This is a genomic window from Mycobacterium sp. 48b (assembly GCF_048282725.1).
Lineage (GTDB): Bacteria > Actinomycetota > Actinomycetes > Mycobacteriales > Mycobacteriaceae > Mycobacterium.
In genome coordinates this window covers 3751576-3776270 of the sequence record NZ_JBLVUL010000001.1, presented here as the reverse complement: position 1 = coordinate 3776270, position 24695 = coordinate 3751576, and the positions used below count along the sequence as shown (strand labels likewise).

Below are 24695 nucleotides of genomic sequence, written 5' to 3'. Positions count from 1 at the left end.
ATGATCATTTCGTGCCGATCCCGGCGGAGTACCAAGCGCTCTACGCCGAGCCAACACCCCTGGCTCTGGCAGGGGTGGACTGTACGGCAGGAAGGGAATCCGAGCCCGCGGGCGGCCTATTGCGCAATCGACTCATCACTCGTCGTCTTCGTCGTCCGCTTCCTCAAGCGGCGGGCGCGGTTTGCGCAACACCACCGCCAAGATCACGCCGCCGATCAGCGCCGCGACGACCGCGAAGAAGAGCAGCTGTCCCGCCATGTAGGACATCGCCATGCCTCTCGGTCGCGCTCAGTCTCGGAACTGAGGTGGCACGTAGAAGTCCTCAACGGGGATCTGCCGTCCTGTCGGTGTGTCGTAGATGCTGATGCCGCGTTCGTCTCGCACGATCTGCAGGTCGGATCCGACCGGGAAGTCATAGATACCTATGAGTGCTGGTTCGATGTTGCACACATCGTTGAACGCGACGATCCGCCAGTTGCTCTTGTCGGTGAGGTACTCGGTGGTGTCGATGTGGCTCATGATCTGCCAGCCGTTGTCCGCGCCGCCGGTGGACGGCACCCTCACCATCCACCGCACCTTGCCCCGGCGGTCCATGACGTTGGTCGTCGCCAAGCACGCGCCGGCGTGGGGGATGAACTCGATATACCTGGTCACCGCAGCTGGCCTAGTGCGGCACTTCGTCGAGACCGTTCGCGGCGAGCGTCTCCGTCATCGCGGCGACCACCCGCTCGGCCGCCCAGTCGTCCGGCGCCGAGATCAACATTCCCCCAGCCAGTTCCGACGCGGTGAGCCCGTGCGCGACCCGACTGACCATCCCGACCTCGGAGCTGATCCAGGTGCGGTAGCCGATGCCGATCTTCCAGTTGCCCCGCCGCGCGAGCTGACGAACCGGGTCGTCGGACAGAGTGAACGTGGCAGACTCCCACGTCTGCGCGACCGCGGCGCACGCAGCGTCGCCGTCGCCCGCGGTAATGGCGCCGACGTACATCTCACGGAGTTCAAGGAGCAGATGGTGGGTCGGTAGCCTCCGTCCGACGACGGGGTTCCCAGCTGCGATCCAGACCCGCGGGGAAACGCGCCCCCCAGCACCGGACAGCACGAACGAGTACCCCTCGCCCTGCAGGGCCTCCCCGATCTCCTCGGACCCGCCGACAAGTTCACGCACGGGGTTGCTACGCACGAGGTCCACTAGCGCATCTGGGGAGCCCTCCCACACCTGACCGCTAGTCAGCCGCCATTCCGGTACGTCGAACGCTGCTTTCAACTCGCGCAGCAGTGCGTCAGTGCGGGCCGCGATCGATTCCGGCGACTCACCAGCAGCTACGCGGATCGCGCGGACATTCGCGCGCTGATTGCCCCACACCGGGGCTGTGACGGCGGTACTCATCGTCTCTGAATCCTATGGTGCTTTCGGGGTGTAGAACACGTCGACGTCGTAGATCTGGCGGTCCTGGAACAGTTGCCGAAGTGCAGCCGCCCCGTAGGGGTCCGACACGTGCCATTCCAGCACGGCATCTGGAGGGATCGCCTCGAGCTGCCGTTGGACCTGGGCGAGTGCTTTCTCCGCTCGCCCTTCCCAGTAGGAGTTGTCCGGCGCGAACGCCAAGCCCCGGAACCCGTCCTTGGCTTCGAGGAACACCTCCTGGGGGCCGCGGTAGTCGTGTCCGTCGAAATCGACTTTCGCACCCGTTTCAGGGTTGATCTGACTCCACTCGGGCATCGCGCCCTCGGGTGTGCGCTCGACACCTCCGATCTGGCCCTGGTAGGGCAGCCAGTCCTTGTCAACGTTGTGCTGGATATGCGTCCAGCCCGACTGCCCCTCGGCCTTGTTGTAGGTGATGTCGGGCGTCTGCGGCGGCCACATGCCGGGGTGGTGGGAGTCGGCGGAAGGGTAGTGCAACCCTTGGCCCGGGTCGAAAGTGTCGGGCGCTGGTGGCCGGTGGGTCGGCACCTGGTCGGGGACGTGGTGTGCCGGGGTATCGGGCGCCGGCGCAGAGTGTTCCACTGGCGCGTCGGCGGAAGGCGTGTGGTGCCCGGCCGGCGGGTCTGCCGTGTGCGGGACGGGTGGCGGCTCCGCAGTGTGGGGAGCGACCGGCTCGGCGCTGTGCGGGATCGGAGGCGCTTCTGCGGTGCGGGGCGCCACGGGCGGCTCAGCTGTGTGCGGAACCACCGGCGGTTCGGCCGTGTGCGGGACGACCGGCACCACGCCACGTTCCAGCGCACCTACCTCGGGCAGCACGCCACGTTCCAGCGCACCCAGCTCGGGGAGCATCGACTTGCCCAGCAACCCCTCCGCGCCCAGCGGCGCCGTGGCGGCCATGGCGGTGGCGTCGAACAACACGTCGCCGGCGTGCTTGCCCGGGTTCTCGATCATCTCCGGTATGTCGTCCACGACCCCGTTGACGGCGCCCCACGGTCCCAGAGGCCCCATCGGGTCACGCAGATGCAGCGGATCCTTCATATGGTTCTCGACGGCCGCTTCCCCCAGCTGTTGCCATGACTCGAGGACGCCGGGGCGGCCCTCACCACCCGTGCCGGTGAGGTTCTGCAGCGTCTCCACCGTGGAGTCGAGGCGGTTATAGAACTGGTCGTGGGCTTCCTTGACGAAGTTGTTGAACCCATCTCCCAGCTTCTCGCCGAAGCTGCGAGTGTCGACGGGGGCGGGACCCGGCGTGGTGTCCGGCTTGGCCGGGGTGTGAGCAGCTGAGTCCGCGAGCGCGGCGTTCATCCGCTGCGCGTCGGCCACCATGGCGTTGACCTGCGACTCGATCTGGTCCGGTGGTACGCCCTGCTGCCGTAATAGGTTCCGAGCCTGGGACTTGAACTGTTCGACTGCCTGCGGGCTTATCGGCGGCGCCGAGGGCTTCGGTTCTGCTCCGGCGGCCGGAGGGTCGTTGACACCCAGCAGGTCTCCGAGATCACCGCCGACGTCACTCGCGGCGGGCTTCTCCTCGGGTTTCAGCCCATCCTTCTTCGCCGCGTCCTCTACGGACTTGGGTACCGCGAAGGGGCCGATCTGCCCGGGTGCCGCACCGGGCTTCTCGCCCTTGCCATCGTCGCTCGGCTTGTCCTGAACCTTGTTGTCGACGAGCTGCACCGTGGGCTCGCCGTCGCGTCCCTCGCCCTCGCCGTCGCGTCCCTCACCCTCGCCTTCGAACCGGATCCCTTCCAGCTCACCGGCCTTCGCCTGCAGCCGCCCCTCCGCGAAGGCCACGGTCTGGCCCAGCCGTTCGGCGTACCACCTGATGTCCTCCGCATGCTCGGCAGCGGCCTTGTTCCGCTCGGCGATCGTGTTGATGTCGTACTTGCGTGCGTCGGTCACCTTGAGGTCTTCGCTCACCGTGAACCCGTCGTTCTCCGCGGTGGTGATCGCGGCCACCACCTCGCGCTGGGCGGCGCTGATGTCGGTGACGGCGTCCTCGGCGATGCCGGCGGCTTCGCGCACGACTCCGTTCTGGTCACCGGCCACCACACCGTCAGCGATCGCACGATCCAACGCCGCGTCCTTGGCGTCACCCTCCCAGGTGGTTCCGCCCGGGGAGGCGATGTTCTGGCGGTGCCGGTCGAACACTTCGTCGGACTGGTCGGCGGCGGTGCGCCACCGTGCTGCGGCGTCGGCGAAGTCGGACGTGGTGAGGTCCTCGATCTCCGAACGCGTGGTGAATCGGCCGGAGGGAGCAGCGCTCACACGCTCACCGTGGTGATGGCATCGCCGCCGTCTCCGTCGGTGGTGTCGTAGCGGGCACCACCGGTGGACAGGTCGCCGGCCTGGCCGCTGATCCGGTCGGCCTGGCGACGGCGAAGCGAGGACAGCGCCGCGTCCATCGCGGCGATGCCGACGTTCGAGGACACCTCGCCTTCGCCGGCCAGTGCAGCGGTAGCGACATCGCTGTCGGCGGCTGCGATGCGCAGGCCGTCAGAGTTCACATTCAGTTTGTTTGCCATGCCAATCCCCCAACCGGCGAACACCTGGTCGTGAGGCTACCTCACGATTGCTGGGGGACGTGACAATGTTCGGCAACTACGATTTGCGCAGCTTGAGTGGCTGAAACGCCCAGTCTGTCGAGGCTCACCAGGAGCGCGCCAACGGACACAGCGAACCCGGCGACGAGCTTCCAGGGTTCGTGTCCCGGATCCCGGAGAGCATCGGCACCACCCGGCCCGTACCGGGGTACGGGTTTTGGCCGTTGGTCCGGATGAACTTCTGGCGTCGGCGTCGGTGCGGTTGATCCGTCGATGGAACGTGACTGCAGCTATTGGGGGTCGGGCGACCCGGAGCAATCCGCTCGCGGTGACAGCCGCGCCGCGCGGGAGTACAGGCGAAACAGACAACGGCGCAGGTCATCCGCATGCCGCGTCCACCGACGCGGGGAGGACGAGAGTCCAGAGCGTGTCAGTCGCGCGTGCCGGCCGGATCAATCGCCGAATCGCGGCAGCGGCCCTGCGCCGCCCGGGTCCCACATCGAAGGTGAGCACGTCAGGCAGGGCTCGCGCCCCGTGCGGTGAATCAGCGCACGGGGCGCGATGGTGGGCCCGCAGTGACAGAACAAGGCGCCTTCGGACGATAGAAAGACGACACGATGCCCAATTACACCCGTGACGGCAACTACGACATCAACCTGATCAGCTCCGGCTCCGGCTGGCTGGGCACCTTCGCCGCCACAGTGTCCTCCACAGCCGCCGACATCCTCACCGACGGCGAACCTTACGGGCCCGTCACCATCACCACTGGACCGGACTCCCCGGCACCTGACATGACCATCACCGGCACCCTCACCGAGGCCGACGCGCAGGCCCTGACGGTGATCGCCGACGACGACGCCCGCACAGTGCACCGCATTCCCGTCAACACCGTCGTGCGGTTCAGCGCCTAACCACCGCAAGGGGCCTCATGAGTCACCTTGACCCCGGAAACCGCTGAAGGGAACAGCACGTGCCCATCGACATCCAACCCGAGCAGGCAACCGTCCGGACGCAGCCGACGTCGGACTCGAAGATCAGATCCTGGACCCGCTCGCTGCGGACCTCATTGCCGCCGTCCTGAACAACCAAGACCGTACCGTCGCCGCGGAGCGCACGCGGCGTGCTGTCCAACAGGCACGAGGTGAGCGCTGAAGCCCGAGGCGAAGCGGGGTGCCGGCGGTCGAACTCCGTGCACTGGTGCGAAGAAAGGGAACTGACATGGACGTGACCGTCAACAGCATGGTCGACCGAGCGGTTTCAGATGGAATGAACCCCACGGCTGCGCGAACTGTCCTGACCGATGTGCTCGCCAACTACACAGGCGACGATCTCGAGTACCAGCTCGTAAGTCTCGGCTACGCCAGCGAGGCGGAGGCGTACCACTACGCGCATCAGGATCCGGGTATGCCCGAGGTGGTCGAGTGGATCAAGGGGAAGTACGGTCCGGTCGGTCTCGTACGGCTCACCTATGACGACTGGAATCAGCACTGCTACAAGTGCTGCGCAGGGCTCGCTGAAGGTGATCTGGCGCAGGACTGCGGCGATCACTGGCTGTGCCGGAACTGCGCTCGCTGACCGGCACAAATCTCGAACCATCACCGATCACGAAGGAATCCACTCCATGCGTAAGAAGACCGTGTTCGACCTGTGCGAGAGCCACGCCAGCCTAGGCGGTGGCCGTCGCACCGCAGAGATTGTCTGCGAAGGCGGGCCCGCCTACGGATCGCCGTGCACGCCGCGGCCGTGCCGGATCCTGCCCGGCTCGGACTATTTCGCGGAGTCGGCGACCGATGAGGTGGCTGCCGAGTGGGTCCGCGACTGGGCCATCAACCGGTAGACCAGGAGCAATCGATGCACGCCACCGTCACCGTCGTCTCGGACACCGAGCACGATCCGTACACCTGCTTCTGGGCCGAACTCCGCGACGTTCCCGCCGTGGACGCGGCGAACTACTTCATCGGCTCCGACAACTGGACGCAGGTCGAAGAAGAGCCGGAACCTGAGGCGCACCCGCACTCCGCGTCGGTCGAGCGCGACGGGCACCCTCCGCTGCACTTCATCGCATCGGAGCCCGCAGTCGCGGACGCGGCCTCCGATGCGCTCGTGAAGATCCTCGGGCGCGGCCCCGACAGCGTCCACTGAACTTCCCCCAACCCACGGAGACCACCGTGCCCGTCAACACCCAGACCTTGATCGACTGTCGCGTCGTCGGCGCGTCGGGGAACTGCGTTGCGCATATACGCCCGTCTCGCACCGCGTCCGCCAATTGAGTCGGTGTGACTTGGCGGCCCGGGGGGGTGCCAACTTCGCCGGGGATGGCTCCGACGCTGATTTCGCGTGGGCGGGTCCAAAACTCGGTGGAACCGATCGCGGCCGGGGTGCGTCCAACTGGTTGTGGACGAATACGCGGAGGATCTGACTGGGCCTCAGTTGCCGTCCGAGGTGGAGGAGTACCTGGCTGGAGAACGCGAATGGCACAGGCTGCTGCGCGGGACCGGGGCTGTGTCGGCGGAGGAGGCCGCCGAGGCGCTGATGCCGTGGGCGGGGCAGTGACCCGTTACCGGTACGCCGGCCGGCTACGGATCTGGGTGTTCTCTGGCAACCCGACGCCCTTCTGCGCCAAGGCCCGTAGCACCGACTGCCCGACGCCCAGCGGTAGTGCCGCCGAGCTATGTGCCAGCGCAACCGGGATGACAGCGTTCGGATACAGCCGTGTCCGAACACCGTCGAGCACCTCGCAGATTCTGCCGCTGTCGTTGCCGTACATGGCCATGACGCCACGCGGGCCGACAATCACGCCGGGAATCTCGCCGCTCACTTCGCACCGCGCCCCACAACCGATGCCGGACGCATCTCTACGACGATGCCGCCCATGGCCGATATCACCGCGCGCTCGATGGAACTGTTTCTCGATTACGCCCGCGACGCCGACAACTGGGGCGGGACCCCGCTCGTAGGCGGCAATGTCGGCGGCTCACGGGAGGACAACGGCAACCTCACGCAACTCAAGCAGGCCGGGCTGATCACCACGTTCAACCATGATCCGGGCGACACGTGGATCAGGTTCACCGAGGCTGGCAGAGCGTTGGCCGCAGAACACGGCGTCGAGATGGTCTGAGACCGGTTTCCCGCAACGTATTCGCCCCCGTTCCCCAGCCCTCGCCATGCGACACCAGGAGAACCGGTCACGTGGGCCCCACTCGCACACCTGCGAGGACACACAGGTCGATCGCGTCGCAGCGCAAGATCGCGCCCCGGACTGTGACGGTCCTCATCGGCGGGAAACATCCCGGCCGTGAAGTGGATTGAAGCGACCCAAACCGTCGAATTGACGCAGCGCAACGTGACTGCCCTCGCCGACAAACTCGACGACCGGCTCTCCTGCCGGACCCTGGTCACGGACTGTCGCCGGATCGCCGTCTGCTCCATCGAGGACTCCGACTGCACCGTCAGGGACAAGGCAGCTGCGGCTTCCACCGGCATCGTGCGACTGACCAGGTCCGATCTGGCGGCGCTGGCTTCCCCGGGCGCAGCAGTGGCCGCGGCGGGTGTGACCGTGGTCGCCGTCCAGGACAAGGATCACTACGGCGACCGCGCTCCCGGGACTGTCTACATGCCGAGCACTGAGGAGTACCGATGAGCCGGACGTACGACCGCAGCGAGGTTCCCGATCTGTCCGAAATCGGTGGGCACTGGGACCCGCGTCAACCCCAGTACCACCAGACCCCGGGAGGTTTCGTCTCCCCCGGCCGACTTGTGGCTCGGATTCCGGGTCGAGATTGGCCCAGTTCCCCCGAAGAGTGCACGGCGGGGCTCCGCGATGCGGAGTGGATCCTGGGCGGTCGGGTCCTGATCTGCACCGGCTGTGGACTCGATGGCACATGATCGCGTCTTTTGTCCGCCACGCTCTCAGCCGGTCGCGAAGGGCAACACGGGGCGTATTTCCTCCGGACTGATACGCCTACCATGGCGTGCTCATTGGAACTCGCACAGATGGGTGAGCTTGATCTGATCGGTGCGCCAAACGATCATCTCGTTGTTGAGCACACCGCAGTGGCCGCCGCGGATGTAGAGCGAGTCGAACTTGCGGCCTTTATCGTCGGTGCCGGTGCGGGATCTGCGTACCAAATCAGACCCGTATGAGCCCGCAGTGGAGCGGCATTCCCGGCCCATCACCACGTCGGCGAGGAACATCAGAGGATTGCCCTGCCCACCACGACCCCGCTGCCCAGGGGCACTGCCGATCGCGTAGTTGAGGCTTTTCGTTGACTGGTCGGAGAAGTAGACACCATCGCCAAACATGCGGCCGGTCGTGTTGTAGGCACCTGCCGTCGACGGTGGGCAGATCAAGCCGGTACGCAAGATCGAGAGCACATTCCCCGTGGTGGTGCCGTGCCACAACTCACGCGTGTGTTTGAGGGAGTCCTTACGGGCGTCCCAGGCTGCGCCGTCTCCGTCGACGAGAGCCCACACACGGCGCAGTTTGAGCCGATTCGCGGCGTGCATGGAGTTGCGAGAATGATCGAACTTCGCTGCAATGCGTGCGAAATCCTCATCCCCCGTACCCAGTTCGGTCATCGTGTGACGGAACGGGATTGCCACATTCTCAGCCTCGTCGTCGGCAGCCGCGGTTGACATGACGACCGCCGATTCCAACGCGTCAAGTAGGTCGTCCTGCTGTCGGCACCATGTGGACGTCACCCAGTCCGTCTCGCGAACGTTGGCGATTCTCTGCGGGATCAACGTCAGGTACCTCTCCACTGCCCAGCGGTCGTATCCGGAGCGCAGCTGGGCGAGTGCTGACCGCGCCGCGGTGACTTGGTCAAGCGACACGGGTCCCAGTGCGGTAGTCACCGATCCGCTGTCGCTGACCGTGATTCGGCCACCGGTGGCGCTGTCGATAGCGTGCCTGTTGTAGCGGACCAGCTGGTCCAGCAGCTCGGCTGACGTCGATGGCACGGCACCGGGGAACAGACCGGCAGCGACGTGGCGGCGCAACGCGCCGTTTGCTGAGTGAGGTTTGCACGCCCGGGTGGAGGCTCCGTCGAACACGGTGTAGCCCTTGCGCAGCTTCTCATCGAGCTTGGCCCGGAAACTGCCGTGTCCGGGGTAGGTGCGGGCCTGGGCATTGCCAGCGCCGATGCGGCCCCACCGTGCCAGTGTCGATCCGTCAGGCATCCTCGACAGCTCGTAGAACTTGTTGTTGTTGCCGGCCGCGTTGACCTGGATCAAGGTCACGGTCTCGACTGCATTGGTGGGCGTCGTGGCGGTGGTCATGTTCTTCTCCCCGTCTGGCTATCTCTAAAATAGAGATTAGAGGACAGGTGTGACAAGTAGTCGCACACGACCGCCAACGCGGCTTGGTCGTGGCGTTGGCAATCTGATGCGTCGGCGAGTGAAGCGTCCGATTAACGGCACTCGTGACGCGCAGCTGCGTCACGAGTGCTGCACCGATACGACCGGCCGCCGCGTCACCTGACGCAGTGACTTGACGCGGCTGAGCGCATTGCAGACGGACTCGTGACGCAGTGCTGCATCACGCGCACACGGAAAACGTTCCGCGCAGCTGTACCGCGTCATACGGTTCATGACGCACCGCTTCTGCATTGGTGACGCAATCACCGCGGGCACCGATGCGTCAGCGTGACGCAAAGCAGTTCTTCTGGCGCCCCGGAGTTTCGTGGCTACCAAACAGCTGCGGAGAAAGGCGCCAGCGCCCAGCTGCGCCACCGATCGATGGATGTGGAAACCGGCCGGGGTGTCGCATGCTGTCGCGAAAACCGGCATGTCGGATGTGCGGATACTCCCCCGCCGGCCACCCAGGGCGCGACGGCAGCTGGCGACTTCAACGGAGACTGCGAGCATTTAGCAACGTGATCATTGAGGGACGTGACAGCTCGCCATCGGTCCGCGCTAACCGCTGCCACAGGTGCAGATACAACCCCGGCTAGTCAAGGACGTCCCGCGAGCCGGCGACCTGCATGCGCCCATCAGTCGGCGCGGAATTCGAGCCGCAACGGGTACGCCTCAGCTCCGCTGATCCCGCCGTGCACGAGCACGTCGGCGGGTGGTTCACAGCGGAGGGTTCGGGGGCAGTTATCCATCGCCAAAGACTTTGAGGGAAGCTGTATCTGGCGTTGTATCGGTACATGTATCTATCTGTGTAGCTATCGCTGTATCGATCGCTGTAGCGAAGTCCGTAGCGTGCGCTGTAGCGCGGCCTGTAGCGCGGACCCGTCATCGAACAAATACTCCTCACGCATGCGCGTTACGACATCGTGCGGCCTATAGGAGGCTCGCATCAGCCGGCCGACGATGCGAGAGGCCTGTAGCAATGTCGACTATGGGTGCCACAGCTCGCAGTGCCCCCAAAAGCGCCGCCTCGTCCGATGCGCGTCCTGCACCCGAATCGTGTTGCAACTTCTGGTTTCCTGTTCGCGGCCGCCGCACCCAGCGCACGGGCCAGAAAGGGAATGCGGTGACCCCCTACGAAATACACACACGCGTACGTCGCCTGTTGTGGGCGCTGCTGGCATTCGCCACCACCGCTAGCCTGTCTGGAAACGTTGCTCGGACTGTGATCACGCACTCCGGTGCTGCCGCTGTCGGACCGATTGTCGCAGCCGCGCTGGCACCGTTCGCACTGTTGAGTCTCACTCACCTGCTTGGCTTGTGGTCACATATCGCCGCACGTGGTCCGACCTACTGGTGCTTCCTTGTCGCGATCGTCGCCCTGTCCGTAACGGCATTCAGGCTCTCTTTCGACGCACTGCGGTCGCTAGCCATCGAGTACGGATACACCCCGAACGAGGCGGCGCTCTTCCCCGTGATGATCGATGGAATCATCGCGGTCTGCACTCTCGGACTAGTCGTGCTGACGCGTATCGAGATCGCCGCGCTGGCACACCAAAGCGCCGCTGCTGACGCACACACTGACGCAACCAATGACGCACCTGACGCAGCACGTCACCTCACCTCTCGCCTGCGCGGCTGCATCACCACCGCGGTGCATCGCTTCAACCGGAGCGGGCCGGTGACGCAAGCCCGGCCCGCGGTGATGCAGCAAAACGACACTCGTGAAGCACCTGTTGACGCGACGCATCGCGACGCAACTCCCGCCACCACACGTGATGGGGTGCATCAGAACCAGACACCCGCAACGCTGCCACCACCTGGTCTTGAAGCACCCACATCCGCTTCGTCACTGTCCACGTCTGAACCGGCCACCGCTTCCGGCAGCGACCAAACGAACCGCCCACAGCCAGGAAGCTCGACGTACCCCGCGCCCCGACGGTCGCAGCTGTCGCGGTCCAAACACGCCGCTTTGGCTCACCAGCTCTTCGACTCGAAGCGTGTCGCCGCTGCCCCCGACATGATCTGCGCCGTCCTGGATCACAACGCGGAAAAGAAGCCGAGTCGGGAGATTGCAGCTGAACTCGGTACGTCACCGAGCAAGGTTCAGAGGATCCTGCGCGCAGCACGAGAAGTACAACAATCGGGCTTGGATTGAACTTTGCTCGCCGCTTCCTGACCCGCGTTGGAATTGATGACAGCGAGCGATTCTGCGGCGCGGTCCGGCCGTTCTCGCTCCCCCGGCGTGTCGTGCTCGCTCCCTGGGCCAACGCACCGCGCGCAGGCAAGGTGTCCCTGAAACGCATCAGGTCCGACCGATCCGCGACTGCAATCCCAGATGCGCCTCCCCGGACCAAGAAGGTGCGCGGCACCAGCCCCCGCCACCGACGGAAGGATCTAGTCAGTGAGCTACACCGCCGCGGATGTCATCGAGCTAGACGACATCCAGCACACCCGGATGCGGCCACAGGTCAACCTCGGTGCGAGGGTCTACCAGACCGCCGCTCGCGAGATCGTCGACAACGCCGTGGAAGAGGCAGGTGCTCACGGGTCCACGGTGTCGATCATCTTGAGATCCGACGGATCGTTCACCGTCACTGATGACGGTCGGGGCTTACCTGTTGACTCCGACCCGGCCGGAAAGAACGGCGTCGTCAAAACACTGGGCACGGCGCGGTCAGGTGGGAAGTTCACCGCGCATGCCGACGCCGAGTCCACCGGTGCCGGCCTCAACGGGATCGGTGCTGCAGCTGCGGTATTCATCTCCCGACGCACTGACGTCACCGTGTACCGCGCCGGGAAAACGTACAAGCAGAGCTTTGGTGGTGGGTATCCTGGCCGCTTCGCGGGTGACGGCTTCAATCCCGACGCCGACTTCACCCGCGATGACACTCAGAAGCTGCGTGGAGTGTCCAACGGCGAGCCCGCCGTGCACGGCACCTCTGTACGCATGCTGCTCGACCCGTCGGTGGCCCCCGACACCGCACTCGACATCACCGAGGTTCTGCTGCGTGCCCACGCGGCGGTGCGCATGACCCAAAACGTGCACCTGACCGTGATCGACGAAGGCTGGCCAAGCGGTCCCCTACCCGCAGCTTTGTTGGGGTCATTCTCCGGGCCTTGGGGTACGAGCGCAGTGCTGGACTTCATGTGTGCCTGCGCGCAGACCCCCATACCCGCGCTTCGGGCCTCCGTCGAGGGCCGCGGCGAGTACGTGACTGGTCGTGGACCTACGCCGTTTCGCTGGTCGCTGACGGCCGGACCGGCCGAGCCCGCAACGGTGTCCTCTTTCTGCAACACCGTCTACACCGCTGATGGCGGATCACATCTGAACGCGGCTGTAAAAGGACTGACCGAGGCCCTGGCGTCCCGCGCCGCGCGGCTGCGCGACCTCGGCCTGGCCAAAGGAGAGGATGGCCCCGAGCCGCAGGACTTCGCCGCGGTCACCGCGCTGGCCGTCGATACCCGTGCGCCTGATGTCTCCTGGAACGGCCAAGACAAGACCGGAGTGTCGTCACGGTCTCTGAACACGGCAATGTCGACCGACGTGGCACGCAGCACCGCGGTGTGGTCGGCCAACCCGGCGAACACCGACACCGTGACCATGTGGACGAAACTCGCTCTCGAAGCCGCACGAGCTCGCCGCAGCGCTGAGGGGGCCAAATCCCGGTCCCGTGCGGCATCTAAAGCCAAGGGGCTGGGGACGAATCTGTCACTGCCGCCAAAGCTGCTGCCCTGCCGTGAAACTGGCCGCGGTTCTGGAGCAGAACTGTTCATAGCAGAGGGTGACTCGGCTCTTGGCACCATCAAGGCCGCGCGGGACGCAACGTTCCAGGCAGCGTTCCCGCTCAAAGGCAAACCACCGAACGTCTACGGGTGGACGGTCGCAAAAGCTCGCGGTAAGGAGGAATTTCAGGCTATCGAGCGGATTCTCGACTGCGGGGTACGTGGCCATTGCGACCCGGAGAAGTGCCGGTACGACAAGATTCTTTTCGCCTCCGACGCCGATCCCGATGGGGGCAACATCAACTCGTCGCTGATCTCGATGTTCCTCGACTTCTACCGGCCTCTAGTCGAAGCCGGCATGGTCTACGTCACCCTTCCGCCGCTGTTCGTGGTCTCCGACGGCTCGCAGCGCATCTACTGCCAGGACGACGCCGAACGTGACGTCGCCGTAGCTCGATTGAGGTCAGGAGGCCGGTCGAGGGTCGAGGTGCAACGCAACAAAGGCCTCGGCGAGATGAACGCCGACGACTTCTGGAACACCGTGCTGGACCCAGGTCAGCGGACCGTTATTCAGGTACGCCCCGACGACCTCGGCGGCGCACTGCACCACACCTTGTTCGGCGGGACTCCTGAAGGCCGGCGCACGTGGATGGCCGACGCCGCTTCGCGCATTGATACCTCGTCCTTGGACCTGGATTAGGAGCTCCACACCGTGACTGCCACAGAACAGAACCGCGACCTTGTGCTCGAGCAGAGCGCCGAGGACTACTGGAACCGATACCAACTCACCTTCGCGCTCTACAGCGTCAGCGATCGTGCGATACCGTCAGCATTCGACGGTCTCAAACCGGGACAGCGCCGTCTGCTGTACCAGATGCACGCCTCCAAGCTGCTGCCGGGCAACAAGCCGCAGAAGTCGTCGAAGGTCTGCTCGGCGGTTACCGGCAACCTGCACCCGCACGGAGGTGCAGCGATGTATGGCGCGGCGGCGCTTCTGGCCGCTGACTTCCAGCGCGTCAAAATCATTGACGGACAGGGAGCTTTCCCGCGCATTCAAGGTGACATACCGGCCGCCGACCGATACACAGAAATGCGCCTGTCCCCAACGGGTGCCGCGCTGACCTCTGAACTCGCAGACCACGCGGTACCGATGACCGACACGTTCGACGGGGAATGGATTGAGCCGGCCGTGCTGCCGGCGCAATTCCCGTTCCTGCTCTGCAACGGTGCCGTCGGCATCGCCGAAGGTTGGGCCACCAAGGTTCCCGCACACAATCCTCGCGAGGTAATGGCGGCGTGCCGGGCGCTGCTGGCTGATCCACAGCTATCCGATGACGCGCTTATGGAACTGCTGCCTGGTCCCGACTGGGGTTGCGGGGCATCCGTGGTCGGCTCCGACGGGCTGCGCGACTACATCACCACCGGAAAAGGTGCGTTCACCGTACGCGGCACGGCGGTGGTCGACGGTAAGACGATCACGATCACTGAGCTTCCGCCCGGTGTTGCCAGTTCCACTGTGCAGGAACGAATCCGTGCTCTAGTCGAGTCGGGGGAAGCTCCGGGCATAGCAGACATGTCCGACCTAACCGACCGCCGCAACGGACTACGCATTGCAGTCACAGTAAAGCGCGGGCACGATCCTGAGACGGTGCGTGACCAGCTGCTGGCCCAGACTCCGCTGGAGGGCACGTTCGCCGCCAGCGTGGTTGCGCTTGATGGCGACCGGGTTCCGCGCTGGTGGACTGTGCGCGAACTGATCTCGGCGTTTTTGTCCCTGCGTGATTCAGTGGTGTTGCGCCGCAGCGAGTACCGGCTGGAGAAGGTCGAGGCGCGGCGGCACCAGGTGGCCGGCCTGATGGCGGTGCACTTGGACATCGACGCCGCCGTGGCGATCATCCGCCGCTCCGATACCGTCGACGACGCACGAACTGGGCTGCAAGCGCGGTTCACGCTTGACGCAGAGCAGGCCGACTACGTACTGGCGATGCAGCTGCGCCGACTGACCCGGCTCGATGTGCTGGAACTGCAGGCTGAATCGAAGAAGCTGGATGCTGAACACGCCACGCTCACCCGACTGGTCTCGTCACCGACCGAGCGCCGCGCGGTGATCGACAAGGAGCTGGTGGAGACGACAAGATTGTTCAACGCGCCCGAGTTCGATCGCCGCACGCACCTGGACTTCGATGCTGTTCCGGTGTCCGGTGGGAGCTCCGACGACGGCCCCCGTGAGCGCACGATCAACAAGAACTGGCGACTCGATGATCGGGGCGTGTTCTCCGACAGTCACGGTGAGTTGCTCTCGAGTGGTCTCGGATGGGCGGTATGGACTGACGGCAGAGTGAAACTGACTGACGGCAAAGGCCTGCCGACCAAGACTCGCGACGTTCCAGTCGCCCCAGATATCACCGGGCTGCTGTGCTCCGGAGTGTTGGCCCCCGGTGCGCACCTCGGACTGATCACCCGACGCGGGAAGGTTTTGCGACTGGATCCCGCGACTGTTAATCCACAGGGCGCCGCCGGCAACGGGGTGGTCGGCGTCAAGCTGGCGGCCGATGGAGGTGACGCGGTGATTGCCGCGTTCCCGCTCACTGGAGCTGAGTCTGAGGCGATCTTGTCGATCTCAGAGAAGGGCTGGAAAGTCACTGCTGTCTGGGATATTCCGCCGAAAGGACGTGGCGGTAGCGGTGTCGGGTTCCATCCGTTCATCAGCGGTGAGAGCATGCTCGTTTCTACAGTCGCCTCCACCGCCGGCTTCGTGCGCGACGGAAAACCGGTACGCGCCGAGAAGCGAGCGAAGGCCTCGGTGAAGGGCGCAGCTGCCGGAGTGGATCCGGCGAGCTGATCGGGTACGCACTGCCCCTGTGGGTTGTCAGCACCAGGACTGCCGCGAGGAGCATCGTGATCGGCACCAAGGAGGCCGGACCGCGCATCAGTTCCAGATCTCGGCACTCCTCGCGCAGTCGAGCGCGTTCGTTAATCCTGCAGCTGGAGTCAATCAACGCTGCGCACGTTGTCGCGGCGGAATGCGAGCGCAGCCGAGGCCCCAGAAGCCGATCCTGCGGCGTTGACGCCACCGTTGAGGGCTCGGCCGGCCAGCAGCTCCGCGGCGTACCCGAGATCCGGGGAGGAGACAGGCTTTGACCAACTACGACCGGGCGAAGGCCGTGCGACGTAGCGCGGCGTTTTGAGGACGAAACGGACCAGGCTGACCGGCACCCGATCCACACCACGTAAATTCGTGTAACCCATCAGGGTGAGACATCACCCTGTGTTCGTGGGTGATTCGAACGGACGCAGGGGGCTGGATGCGGAAGGTGCCGACGAAGGCGATCGCTCTTCTTCTTGTGGTGCTGGTTGCGACATTCGTGGCCGGGTGCCAGGAATCGCCCCAGAAACCAACGTGCAGAGACGATAGTTCTTCCCTTCACGGAGCACTCAGGGATGCCACGAATGCCGCCTGCGAGGCGGAATATGCCTGGTACCAGGCTCAAGAGGATCGATCGCTGCCGAGAAAGCTGGCTGACGGAGACAAGGACTCCTGGTCGATAGTTGCTGGAGCCTTGCTTCTCGTTGCCGGTATCGCCGGAATCGCCATAGGCCGATCAAAAGGCAGCAATGCCCCATCGACAGAAGCGGAACAACCTCCCGGCCAGGAGTCGGCTTTCGTGACGCCGACTCCTGAGTCAGCGGCGGGTTCACTGATGGATTCCGACGGAGGCTGCACCCGTGCTCGATGGGCGACCGTCGGCGCGTGCGCCGCGGTCGGCATGCCGGACGCGCTGGTTCTCGTCAGAGTCGACCCGCGACCAGACGGGGACGCTGAAGTCATTCTCGAGCTTCGGGGAATCACTGAAGGAACGGCCATGTCCCTGGTCAAAAGCCACCTGCTTGCGGCGTGGGGCGTTCGGTCGGTGCGCGGCATCGGCCTGTCCCGAGACGGTCTGTTCCAAGTGACAGTCAGCAACGACTAACTATGTGCTGACATCCTGGGACTGGGTCTTCACCCAGATTTCCCGCTCGCCTTCAGCGTCGATGATCCCGACAAGTGCCGGGTACCCGGCTTCAAGCCGTTCGACGGCGGCACCCAACACGAAGGGCCCGGGAAGCAGTTCCGCGATCAGTTCGTCAACGGTCAGCGCTCGCCCATCAGTGGACCCGCCACGCACCTCGAACTGCTTCCCATCACCTGCCACGCGCAATCGCTGCATCAGATCGGTTTCCGTGGCGGTGATGGTGGTCATATTCCGAATGCCCTTCCTGCTGCGGTTATCTCATGCCACTGCGTACTTGGCGGTGGCGCCAAATGAGAGTCCGGTCGGCTGATCCGACGGACCCTCCTCTAGATGAGTTGAGCATACATAGACGTCTAGACAAGTTCTACACACAGCGGGGCCATCAAAAGGGTTTCCGAGGATTTAACGCGCCGAGAACTCGTATTCGAGCAGGTAGGAAGGTGCGACTTTCACGGTGTCGCAAACTTCGACCGCCACATCGTTCACGTCGTAGGCGGTACGCAGCACGGTCAAGACAGGCACGCCCAGACCGATGTTGAGCACACGGCGTTCGTCAGGAGTGGGCATCCGTGCTCCAACCTCCTCAGTGAACCGTGCTAGGACATGCCCGGATTCTTCGAGACGCGCATAGATACCGCCGGGACCCGTGTCGGTTTGTTCGATCGCGGTGCCGGCAGCAAAAGCCACCGGGATGTAGGAAACGGCGGTCTCGATTGGCTGCCCGTCCGCCAGGTAACGCCGCGACCGTACAACGACGTCATCACTGACGGGAACGCGAAGTCGCTCGGCAACGATGGAACCTGGCTTCTGTCGCCGAACAGTGATGCTGTCGACGCGGGGAGAATAACCGGACTTCTCAGCTTCGACACTGAACGCGGCTTTTCCCTCGTCACGATGCCTGCGCGCGAACCGATCAGAGGCCAGTCGCCGAATCGGCGGACGCGCCTGCACAAAAACACCACGACCGTGTTCGGAGACAACAAGCCCCTCGCCGCGCAGCTCCTGGACGGCCTGCCGGACGGTCATGCGTGCTACACCAAAATGCTCGATCAGGTCCGCTTCGGACGGAAGCCGCTCGCCGGCCGCAAACTGGCGCGACTCGATAGCTGCACGCAAAATCGCCGCGATCTGACGATACGGTGGACGGTCGTCCGTCTTGTCGATCCCGTCAAGTTGCAGCACGTGTCGGCCTTTCATGGCATATCTAGACGACTAGCCTAGAGGTATCGCTCACGCGTGTCACGAAGCAGCACCCGAGTCAATGGAGGTCGGACGGTGGCAGACACACCGAAACACTCGGTCAGTGTGGCAGGGATCGTCGTCGACAGCGACAATCGAGTTCTCGTCATTCGACGTGACGACAACGGCCGCTGGGAAGCTCCCGGTGGCGTTCTGGAGCTGGACGAATCGTTCGAGGACGGTGTACGGCGTGAGGTTCGCGAAGAGACCGGTTTGCAGGTCGAGGTCGAGCAGCTGACGGGCGTCTACAAGAATCTCAGCCGCGGCATTGTTGCGCTGGTTTTTCGGTGCCGCCCTGAGGCCGGCGAGGTTCACCCGACCGACGAGGCTCAAGACGTCCGCTGGATGACCAGGGACCAGGTCGAGGTCGCGATGACGCCCGCGTTCGCCATCCGGGTGCTCGATGCGTTCGACGGCACGGTCCACACACGAATTCACGACGGCACCAACCTGGTCACCGCCTGAACACGCGGCTGTCCAGTAGATTCTGAGTGTCGGTCTCGGTCCTGCCGCGCCGTGCGTCGATCAGCTGCCTCCCGAGGCGGATTCTCACGGTGCCCCCGACTTCACAAAGGATCACCGTGACCCGCACTCAGGACCAGCTGTTCGACACGTTCCTGGACGACGCCTGCGCCAACCTCACCAGCGCCGGCATCCTCGCGCCGCCGCACACCTGTGACAGTGTCGCCGAACCTGCATCGCTGGCTGGCGAGTTCCACCGGTTCATCTCCGGCATCGGCTCCCCTTTCAGCGACCGGGCAGAGGCCGCCGAAGTGGCACTGGATGCGGTGGCGTCGGTCATCGCCGGATTGCCGTGGCCGCAGTGGCTGCACGAGCCTGCAGACACAATCGGCAAGCAGGGTTACCGCGCCGAGGCCCTTCTCCTGATATGCGCACTCGCCGAGGATGCCGAACCCGTTCAGGTTCGCGACTGGTACAACTCCCGCAGCGGTTTGTGGGACGACCCGGGGTATGACCGCAGCAGTGACGCCGCCGCGGCACTTCGGCGCATCGGTGAACTCGCCGGCGAGGCGGCTGGTCGCGCTGACGGTTACTTGGCATGCATCACCGAGGCGTAGCAGGCCACCGGAGTCCGTGCCCGCAATATTCCAACTGCGCGCCCGATCCGTGGACGGGTCCGAAACCGTGGCACGCTGCCCTTCGATCAGCAACTCCGGGAAAGGCGGCAGCCCATGGCATTGTTCAACGTCTTATCGAGCGTCGTCGAACTGATCGAGGCCCCGACAGCTGAGGCGGCCATCGCAGATCTGAACACGCGCCTTCGGAAGGCCGGCTTCGAACTATACGATGGTCAACCGTCGAACGCTTTCGAGAGTGAGCCGCAGTGACACGGCGCTCAACTTGCCAATGCTGGATACCGCGGGGCCCTTCGTCAGGTTCCTCATCCCGGGAATCGTCGTTGGTCTACTGACGGACGGCCACACTGGGCCGGACCACCCCGACCACTCCGCCGACACGGCATCCGCGAGGATGCGGCCGGGTTGCCAGCGGTGATCGCCAACGTCGATGCAGTCCTGCCCTCCCCAATCACCGACCAAGTTCCACAGAGCACCGTGTCGGCGCTGCGATGGTGGTCCTTGGGTTCGGACTGCTGCCGGACGGATCGCTGCGTGATGGGCTGATCGATCGGCTGCGTCAGGGATGGGCGGTGGCGCAAGCGTATCCGGCGATGCGGGGTGCGGTTTCCGGTGTCGATTCACGTGGCGGACACACCGCAGCTGCGGCCACGCGCGATTGTCTGATCGGCGGAAGTATGCCGGCACAACGCATCCTTACCGAGCGCACGTTAATATCAGCCACATCCAATGCTGCAGCGCCGCTGCGCCGTTCGATGATCGTCTCGGGCACGGTGCTGATCACCTAACCGGACCATCTGCGCCGCGCGATCGCTGATTTCCTGGTGGGCGGCGCAGCACTGCAAGCGGTCTTGGCCAGACCCGGACTGGTTCCGGGCCCCGACCAGGTCGCGCCTGTCCACGCCGTTTCCTGGGCTGTCTTAGCCTCAATCCGTGGACTGACTTGAGTGGTGTGGTTCGACGGTGATTCTGACGGCGGTTTGTGGGGTGGGCAGGATGTAGCCGCTGGTCTGCCCAGCTTTTCCTGTGTGCTTCGGTGGGGCCTGTTCGGCGACGGTTAGACGGTTGCGGTAGCGGGTGGGCTGTAGCCGATGGTGTTGCGCCACAGGGTGAGCCAGTGCTCGGTCCAGGGCCAGTGGCTGGGTAGGTGCAGGATGGGTCGGCGTTGCGGTCGGGCCAGCCGTGCCGGGACGGTGATGATCGTGCGTCGCAAGGTGGCTCCCCGGGCCACTGCGTGCGCTCCACCGGCAAGCACACCGGCGGCGCGCAGCAGATTGTGGGCGATGGCCCCGCAGAGCACCCACGCGGAGTTGGCGCCGAATTGCCCGGAGGGCATGTGGGCCAAGGGGCCGGCGATCAGGTCGGCGAAGACAGTTTCGATGATCGCGTGTTGACGGTGGGTGATGTCGGCGTCGGCGGTTGGTAGGTCGGTGTTGGTGAAGAACGGGTGATACCGCCAGACCGGGAACAGGGCGTCGCGGAAGCGCGCATCTTTGACCCGACGTACCACCAGTCGGGCGGTGAAGCGGTCTGTGGTGGCCGCGAATGCGGTGTAGCTGATTTCGGCGACTTCGGCATCAGAGATCCACTCTCCGGTGTCGGGATCACGCACCGCGCCCGGGTATTTCACCGGTGTCCACGCCGCGTCGTCGATGGCGTTGATGGCCCGGTTGATCGCGCTGTTGCGGCCCATGACCACCGAGAATTGCGCACCATGGCGTCGGCAGGCGCCGACGACGGCGCGGGTGCCGTAGGACGAATCGCCGCGGACCAGGATCTGGCCGGTGACCCCGGCCGCTCGGGCCGTGGTGATGGCCTGGGCGACCATTCGACCGGCTCCTTTACCGGAGCCGGTCTTGCCGGCCCGCAGCCGCATCCCGGCGATCACCGGCGCCGCACCGGGGGTGCTGATCGTGGTCGCCAACGGCGAGAGTCCTTTGCGCAGGACCTGCTTGCCAGCGATTTTGGTGTGTCCGTAGGAGGCGCCTTGTTTGGCATGGCCGTAGACCGGTCGTAGCAGGGAGTCGATGTCGATGAACACACCGCTGTCGGATCCGGGTAGCAACTCAACGCGCCGGCAGAGGGCGGCCAAGTGTTCGCGCAGGACTGATTCGAGTTGGCGTGCGTGTCCGAAGGTGAACTCCCGCAACAGGGTTCCGATGGTTGATGGTGCGTACACATCGCCGAAGAGTGTTTTCATGCCCCCGGCCCGGACGATGTTGAGGTCATCAATGCTGTCGGCGCCGGCGCACATCCCGGCGATCACCGTGGCCAGCTTCGGTGCCGGATTCGCTGACCCGGATTTGATCTTCGGCGCGGGGATGAAGATCTTGTCAGCCAACAGATTCGGCAGGCCGGTCTGCTCAGCCAGTGTCATCACCGGCACCAGTCCGGCGCACGACACGAGATGATCCTCATCGAAGACCGCCGACGACGCAGCGAACCCGTGGGACACTTGCACTGGAAGTGCCTTTCTTAACTGGCCTGATTGATGCGTAGAGAACACCAATCCTCCCAGCTCAAGGGGCACTTTCCTTATATCGACACCCACCTACACAGGCAATTCATCGGTGGATCGAGGCTTAGGTATCTGAGCTACGCGCCTGGCGGCCCGCTCTTCCGGCGCCCATGCCACGATCAGCGGGCGTATCACTCACCGCGGCAACGGAAGGGGGCCCACAACATGGACCAGGAGTTCGTCGCTGACGACGTTCACGTGTACGGATTCAGCGGTCCTGCTCAGGATCGAGTACTGATCGCCACGGCCGAGTCGCCAACCTGGGCGAAGACGATCGCCGAGCTTCTCACCCGCGACCCTGACGCTTATGTCGTCTGAGCCCACGGCACACCCATTCAGGGTCGGGGACCGCGTCACGCGTCGGGGCGGTTCCGGTGTCGAGGGCGAGGTGCTCGCCGACAGCGGATCCATGGGCGGACTGAACCCGGTCCCCGGCTGGGAACCGGGAACTCCACGTCCGCCGGCCGCCACCACCGGTCTCATCCCCGTGTTCTGGATGGACCGCGACCGCGGGGTTCACGAATGGTGGGAGGACCCTGCTGGGCTGGAAGTCGCGCCAGCCGACTAAGCCCCCAGCGCCGCACACCGCGACACCCCCTAGAAATCCAGTTCCGGTTTCCTCAGTTGACTGCCCATCCTTGGATGCACCCATCGGCAGCGCGGGCCGGCTGAACCTTGATGCGGTCACTCATTCGGATGCCTCCGGTGTCCAGGCGACGCGGCGTGGGAACGGCAACCGGGCTCAGTCATCCGCACCGCCTGGACAGCCCGGACGACGCGGCGCTGAATATCGGATCCCTCGCTGATGGCCCGGCCCACGTGGTTCATCACAAAGTACGACCCGTCCGGTCGGCGGCTTGCCGTGTACCACTTGCGGCCGTCGACGACTTCGTAGAGCTGATCTTCGATCAGCCGCGCCTTCACGGTGCACCGTCCCGCAGGATCTTGTCGGCTTCGGCGGGGTCTTCAGGTTCGAATCCGGTGCAATAGCAGACGCGTTCGCGACCGAACTCGACGACGAACGCAACGCACGACGCGGATGCACCGGTGTGCTCGTCATGTTCATGTGGACAATCGGCGCACGTGCCGGTGGTGACTGGCGCCGTCACAGCGATCCCCCGCCTGCGCCGCCGTCTGCCACGGTGCCAGCGAAAGCCGCTTGCGCGTCTGCGAAGATCGCGTCGATGCGATATTCGCGGGTTTCCAAGCTCGTCTTCAGTTCCAAGATGTCCGATGGGACCGACATACGCTTACCCTCCCCGAGGTCAGTATCTCTATTTTAGATACTACCACCAACACGGTGCAGATTTTGCGCCAGAAACCGGCTCGTACCAGCAGCTACTCGGTTGTCACGTCCTACAGCCGCTGCGGGAAGAAAGCGCTAAGGACACAGGACAGTAATGGCAAAAGACCGCAAGACCGCACCAGTCGACCCATCCGATTCGATTGCCGCAGCGCTGCCCCGCACGGTAAATGCATCGTTGCTGCGGCTCGCCACAGCGCCAGATCCGGCCACGTCGGAGGCATACCGCAACGTGAGACCGTCCACGGCGCCCAGGTCAACTTGCTCGACGATCGGCTCGTGTGCGTCGGTGACGATGGCGGTGATCTTGGATTCACCAGTGCCGATGACGATGCGCACTTTTCCGCCAACGGTGCTGCAGGCCACTGCGGATTCGATGTCGAGCGGCACCCCGCCGACCGAGACAGTGGCCGCACTGGGGCCTGGCGCGGCGGTGCGACTGGTCGTCGATGCAACGTCGCCGGCGACGGGCGCCGGTTCCGCGCCACACCCGGCGACCGCGAGCGAGATGACAGCAGCGGCAGTGATCAACGAACCGACCTTCTTGGTGCCGTAACGGCAGCTGCCAGGGGACGAATCGATCATCAGGTCCTCAATCTTGACGAGTCGGATCGTTGTTGGCGGACGTTAAACCGACCGATACCAGCACCAGACACTTGATGCGGCTCCTCAGTCGGCGATCAGACGGGTACTTGATCACGGCCTCGTCCTGGTCGACATCGACCACCGTTCCCGGGATTCCGCTCCAGACCTCACGCACGATGTCGCCTCGACCGATCTCAATGTGGTCGCGAATCTGGCATTCCGACATTCTGGTCAGTCTCCCGCCAGCTCGGGGAACAGACGAGCCGCCGCTTCGTCCGCGGCCAGTTGTGCGGTTTCGAGGCCGTCGTCGCCGTCCGAGCTCCCCTGTTCGATGACGCGCCCGCAGGATCCGTCCTCTACTGACCAGTTGTACGTGTAGGGCTGCGTGCGGCCGCCGTCAAGATCTGGGTCCGGCAGATCGAAAGCGACGTAGGCCATGATCCGATCGCCGCCGACTTCGCGTCGGTAGCAGGCCCGGCCGCCCCAGGTATCACCGCGAACCCAGCCGCTCATCGCCGTGCCGTCCACTGCAGCGGCGCGGTCGGGATGGCGATGCCGGTCGCGAGAACCGTGACGCCGCTTCGAATTTCCCACTCCCCGGCGCTACGCGACTGCACCAGCCGCGCGCCCTGCGCTGCGGGGTAATCGGCGAGTTCGGCGTTGACGCGCCGCACGTCGTCGTCGGTGAGCTCAGCTGTGCGGGTGATGGTGAACGTGACCTGACCTGCGCCGATCGGCTCATCGACGGTCAAGGCGACGTTTCCCCGATGGTAGGTGTTGATCACGGTCCCCCGTTTCCTTGTGGTCGCTGCGTGAGCTGTCTACCTCCGCTGACGCGTGGGCTGTGTTTGCGGCGCGATGATGTCAGTGCCGGCGGCACTTTGGTGACAGCCGGGTGG

The 24695-nt window shown here is 64.7% G+C and carries 35 protein-coding genes; 17 read left to right on the top strand and 18 right to left on the bottom strand.

The features are described 5' to 3' along the window. Positions 1-135: 135 nt before the first annotated feature. The 5 genes from ACNQR1_RS18445 to ACNQR1_RS18425 are packed head-to-tail and all read right to left on the bottom strand — an operon-like array spanning position 136 to position 3945. Positions 136-273 (bottom strand): hypothetical protein, encoded by a 138-nt coding sequence (locus tag ACNQR1_RS18445; RefSeq protein ID WP_165588886.1) that lies wholly within the window; start codon positions 271-273, stop codon positions 136-138. Between the two features lie 15 nt (positions 274-288). Next, a complete protein-coding gene (locus tag ACNQR1_RS18440) occupies positions 289-654 on the bottom strand; it encodes a DUF2185 domain-containing protein (RefSeq protein ID WP_019348532.1) in 366 nt (121 codons plus the stop codon). A 10-nt stretch (positions 655-664) separates the two neighbouring features. After that, positions 665-1387: a hypothetical protein gene (locus ACNQR1_RS18435; RefSeq protein WP_019348531.1), complete on the bottom strand. Its 723-nt coding sequence runs from the start codon at positions 1385-1387 to the stop codon at positions 665-667. A 12-nt stretch (positions 1388-1399) separates the two neighbouring features. Next, the gene (locus tag ACNQR1_RS18430; RefSeq protein ID WP_234802109.1) at positions 1400-3688 is read right to left on the bottom strand and encodes a Tox-REase-5 domain-containing protein; all 2289 of its coding nucleotides are present in this window, start codon (positions 3686-3688) and stop codon (positions 1400-1402) included. Further along, positions 3685-3945 carry a hypothetical protein gene (locus ACNQR1_RS18425; protein ID WP_047036617.1) on the bottom strand — a complete coding sequence of 87 codons (261 nt, stop codon included), beginning with the start codon at positions 3943-3945 and terminating at the stop codon, positions 3685-3687. Before ACNQR1_RS18425 ends, ACNQR1_RS18430 begins: the two co-directional genes overlap by 4 nt. Before the next feature lie 635 nt (positions 3946-4580). On the opposite strand from ACNQR1_RS18425, the gene ACNQR1_RS18420 reads away from it, so the two are divergent. The 4 genes from ACNQR1_RS18420 (at position 4581) to ACNQR1_RS18405 (ending at position 6105) form a co-directional block, all read left to right on the top strand. Beyond that, entirely contained in the window at positions 4581-4874 is a 294-nt protein-coding gene (locus ACNQR1_RS18420) for a hypothetical protein (protein WP_047036619.1), read from the top strand. A 307-nt stretch (positions 4875-5181) separates the two neighbouring features. Beyond that, a complete protein-coding gene (locus ACNQR1_RS18415; RefSeq protein ID WP_047036621.1) occupies positions 5182-5538 on the top strand; it encodes a hypothetical protein in 357 nt (118 codons plus the stop codon). Between the two features lie 46 nt (positions 5539-5584). Next, positions 5585-5800 (top strand): hypothetical protein, encoded by a 216-nt coding sequence (locus ACNQR1_RS18410; RefSeq protein WP_047036623.1) that lies wholly within the window; start codon positions 5585-5587, stop codon positions 5798-5800. A 14-nt stretch (positions 5801-5814) separates the two neighbouring features. Next, entirely contained in the window at positions 5815-6105 is a 291-nt protein-coding gene (locus tag ACNQR1_RS18405) for a hypothetical protein (RefSeq protein WP_047036624.1), read from the top strand. Positions 6106-6520: 415 nt separating this feature from the next. Here the strand turns inward: ACNQR1_RS18405 and ACNQR1_RS18400 are convergent, their stop codons facing one another. Next, complete coding sequence (locus ACNQR1_RS18400; protein ID WP_047036626.1) at positions 6521-6781, bottom strand: hypothetical protein; 261 nt, start codon at positions 6779-6781, stop codon at positions 6521-6523. Between the two features lie 54 nt (positions 6782-6835). On the opposite strand from ACNQR1_RS18400, the gene ACNQR1_RS18395 reads away from it, so the two are divergent. The 3 genes from ACNQR1_RS18395 to ACNQR1_RS18385 all read left to right on the top strand — a co-directional run bounded on the left by ACNQR1_RS18395 (position 6836) and on the right by ACNQR1_RS18385 (position 7848). Then, positions 6836-7081, top strand: a complete 246-nt coding sequence (locus ACNQR1_RS18395; protein WP_047036628.1) for a hypothetical protein — start codon at positions 6836-6838, stop codon at positions 7079-7081. A gap of 177 nt (positions 7082-7258) precedes the next feature. Further along, positions 7259-7603: a hypothetical protein gene (locus tag ACNQR1_RS18390; protein ID WP_047036630.1), complete on the top strand. Its 345-nt coding sequence runs from the start codon at positions 7259-7261 to the stop codon at positions 7601-7603. Beyond that, positions 7600-7848: a hypothetical protein gene (locus ACNQR1_RS18385; RefSeq protein ID WP_076111670.1), complete on the top strand. Its 249-nt coding sequence runs from the start codon at positions 7600-7602 to the stop codon at positions 7846-7848. The genes ACNQR1_RS18390 and ACNQR1_RS18385 overlap by 4 nt, the downstream gene beginning before the upstream one ends. A gap of 90 nt (positions 7849-7938) precedes the next feature. Here the strand turns inward: ACNQR1_RS18385 and ACNQR1_RS18380 are convergent, their stop codons facing one another. After that, positions 7939-9240, bottom strand: a complete 1302-nt coding sequence (locus ACNQR1_RS18380; protein WP_047036631.1) for a WGR domain-containing protein — start codon at positions 9238-9240, stop codon at positions 7939-7941. 1201 nt (positions 9241-10441) lie between these two features. Here ACNQR1_RS18380 and ACNQR1_RS18375 point away from each other — a divergent pair. The 3 genes from ACNQR1_RS18375 to ACNQR1_RS18365 all read left to right on the top strand — a co-directional run bounded on the left by ACNQR1_RS18375 (position 10442) and on the right by ACNQR1_RS18365 (position 15883). Next, positions 10442-11473, top strand: coding sequence for a DUF2637 domain-containing protein (locus ACNQR1_RS18375; RefSeq protein WP_047036632.1), 1032 nt, complete (start codon positions 10442-10444; stop codon positions 11471-11473). A gap of 246 nt (positions 11474-11719) precedes the next feature. Further along, positions 11720-13741, top strand: a complete 2022-nt coding sequence (locus ACNQR1_RS18370; protein ID WP_047036634.1) for a toprim domain-containing protein — start codon at positions 11720-11722, stop codon at positions 13739-13741. 12 nt (positions 13742-13753) lie between these two features. Beyond that, positions 13754-15883: a DNA gyrase subunit A gene (locus tag ACNQR1_RS18365; RefSeq protein WP_047036636.1), complete on the top strand. Its 2130-nt coding sequence runs from the start codon at positions 13754-13756 to the stop codon at positions 15881-15883. 149 nt (positions 15884-16032) lie between these two features. Here the strand turns inward: ACNQR1_RS18365 and ACNQR1_RS18360 are convergent, their stop codons facing one another. Continuing rightward, a complete protein-coding gene (locus tag ACNQR1_RS18360) occupies positions 16033-16290 on the bottom strand; it encodes a hypothetical protein (protein WP_131721838.1) in 258 nt (85 codons plus the stop codon). Positions 16291-16346: 56 nt separating this feature from the next. Here ACNQR1_RS18360 and ACNQR1_RS18355 point away from each other — a divergent pair, with 56 nt between their 5' ends. Next, a complete protein-coding gene (locus tag ACNQR1_RS18355) occupies positions 16347-17012 on the top strand; it encodes a hypothetical protein (protein WP_131721839.1) in 666 nt (221 codons plus the stop codon). Here ACNQR1_RS18355 and ACNQR1_RS18350 read toward each other — a convergent pair whose 3' ends face one another. After that, entirely contained in the window at positions 17013-17282 is a 270-nt protein-coding gene (locus ACNQR1_RS18350; RefSeq protein ID WP_047036640.1) for a hypothetical protein, read from the bottom strand. It abuts the gene before it with no gap. A 174-nt stretch (positions 17283-17456) separates the two neighbouring features. Continuing rightward, positions 17457-18251, bottom strand: coding sequence for a GntR family transcriptional regulator (locus ACNQR1_RS18345; RefSeq protein WP_205626388.1), 795 nt, complete (start codon positions 18249-18251; stop codon positions 17457-17459). A gap of 78 nt (positions 18252-18329) precedes the next feature. On the opposite strand from ACNQR1_RS18345, the gene ACNQR1_RS18340 reads away from it, so the two are divergent. The 4 genes from ACNQR1_RS18340 to ACNQR1_RS18325 all read left to right on the top strand — a co-directional run bounded on the left by ACNQR1_RS18340 (position 18330) and on the right by ACNQR1_RS18325 (position 20178). Further along, the gene (locus tag ACNQR1_RS18340; RefSeq protein WP_047036641.1) at positions 18330-18758 is read left to right on the top strand and encodes an NUDIX hydrolase; all 429 of its coding nucleotides are present in this window, start codon (positions 18330-18332) and stop codon (positions 18756-18758) included. A gap of 116 nt (positions 18759-18874) precedes the next feature. Then, complete coding sequence (locus ACNQR1_RS18335) at positions 18875-19372, top strand: hypothetical protein (protein ID WP_047036642.1); 498 nt, start codon at positions 18875-18877, stop codon at positions 19370-19372. Between the two features lie 114 nt (positions 19373-19486). Further along, entirely contained in the window at positions 19487-19642 is a 156-nt protein-coding gene (locus ACNQR1_RS18330; protein WP_165588887.1) for a hypothetical protein, read from the top strand. 239 nt (positions 19643-19881) lie between these two features. Continuing rightward, positions 19882-20178, top strand: a complete 297-nt coding sequence (locus ACNQR1_RS18325; protein ID WP_052773189.1) for a hypothetical protein — start codon at positions 19882-19884, stop codon at positions 20176-20178. 269 nt (positions 20179-20447) lie between these two features. Here the strand turns inward: ACNQR1_RS18325 and ACNQR1_RS18320 are convergent, their stop codons facing one another. Then, positions 20448-21851, bottom strand: coding sequence for an IS1380 family transposase (locus ACNQR1_RS18320; protein ID WP_011768002.1), 1404 nt, complete (start codon positions 21849-21851; stop codon positions 20448-20450). Between the two features lie 222 nt (positions 21852-22073). On the opposite strand from ACNQR1_RS18320, the gene ACNQR1_RS18315 reads away from it, so the two are divergent. Both ACNQR1_RS18315 and ACNQR1_RS18310 read left to right on the top strand, forming a co-directional pair. After that, positions 22074-22226, top strand: coding sequence for a hypothetical protein (locus ACNQR1_RS18315; RefSeq protein ID WP_157680274.1), 153 nt, complete (start codon positions 22074-22076; stop codon positions 22224-22226). After that, a complete protein-coding gene (locus ACNQR1_RS18310; RefSeq protein WP_047036645.1) occupies positions 22216-22476 on the top strand; it encodes a hypothetical protein in 261 nt (86 codons plus the stop codon). The genes ACNQR1_RS18315 and ACNQR1_RS18310 overlap by 11 nt, the downstream gene beginning before the upstream one ends. 116 nt (positions 22477-22592) lie before the next feature. Here the strand turns inward: ACNQR1_RS18310 and ACNQR1_RS18305 are convergent, their stop codons facing one another. The 7 genes from ACNQR1_RS18305 to ACNQR1_RS18275 form a co-directional block, all read right to left on the bottom strand. After that, positions 22593-22832, bottom strand: coding sequence for a hypothetical protein (locus ACNQR1_RS18305; protein WP_047036647.1), 240 nt, complete (start codon positions 22830-22832; stop codon positions 22593-22595). Then, a complete protein-coding gene (locus ACNQR1_RS18300; RefSeq protein ID WP_019346813.1) occupies positions 22829-23017 on the bottom strand; it encodes a hypothetical protein in 189 nt (62 codons plus the stop codon). Before ACNQR1_RS18300 ends, ACNQR1_RS18305 begins: the two co-directional genes overlap by 4 nt. Beyond that, positions 23014-23154: a hypothetical protein gene (locus ACNQR1_RS18295; protein ID WP_019346812.1), complete on the bottom strand. Its 141-nt coding sequence runs from the start codon at positions 23152-23154 to the stop codon at positions 23014-23016. The genes ACNQR1_RS18300 and ACNQR1_RS18295 overlap by 4 nt, the downstream gene beginning before the upstream one ends. Positions 23155-23289: 135 nt before the next feature. Further along, positions 23290-23796, bottom strand: a complete 507-nt coding sequence (locus ACNQR1_RS18290; RefSeq protein ID WP_019346811.1) for a lipoprotein LpqH — start codon at positions 23794-23796, stop codon at positions 23290-23292. A 7-nt stretch (positions 23797-23803) separates the two neighbouring features. Next, complete coding sequence (locus tag ACNQR1_RS18285; RefSeq protein WP_019346810.1) at positions 23804-24022, bottom strand: hypothetical protein; 219 nt, start codon at positions 24020-24022, stop codon at positions 23804-23806. Positions 24023-24027: 5 nt separating this feature from the next. Next, positions 24028-24309, bottom strand: coding sequence for a hypothetical protein (locus ACNQR1_RS18280; protein ID WP_131721840.1), 282 nt, complete (start codon positions 24307-24309; stop codon positions 24028-24030). Then, positions 24306-24581: a hypothetical protein gene (locus tag ACNQR1_RS18275; protein ID WP_047036649.1), complete on the bottom strand. Its 276-nt coding sequence runs from the start codon at positions 24579-24581 to the stop codon at positions 24306-24308. Before ACNQR1_RS18275 ends, ACNQR1_RS18280 begins: the two co-directional genes overlap by 4 nt. Between the last annotated feature and the right edge of the window lie 114 nt (positions 24582-24695).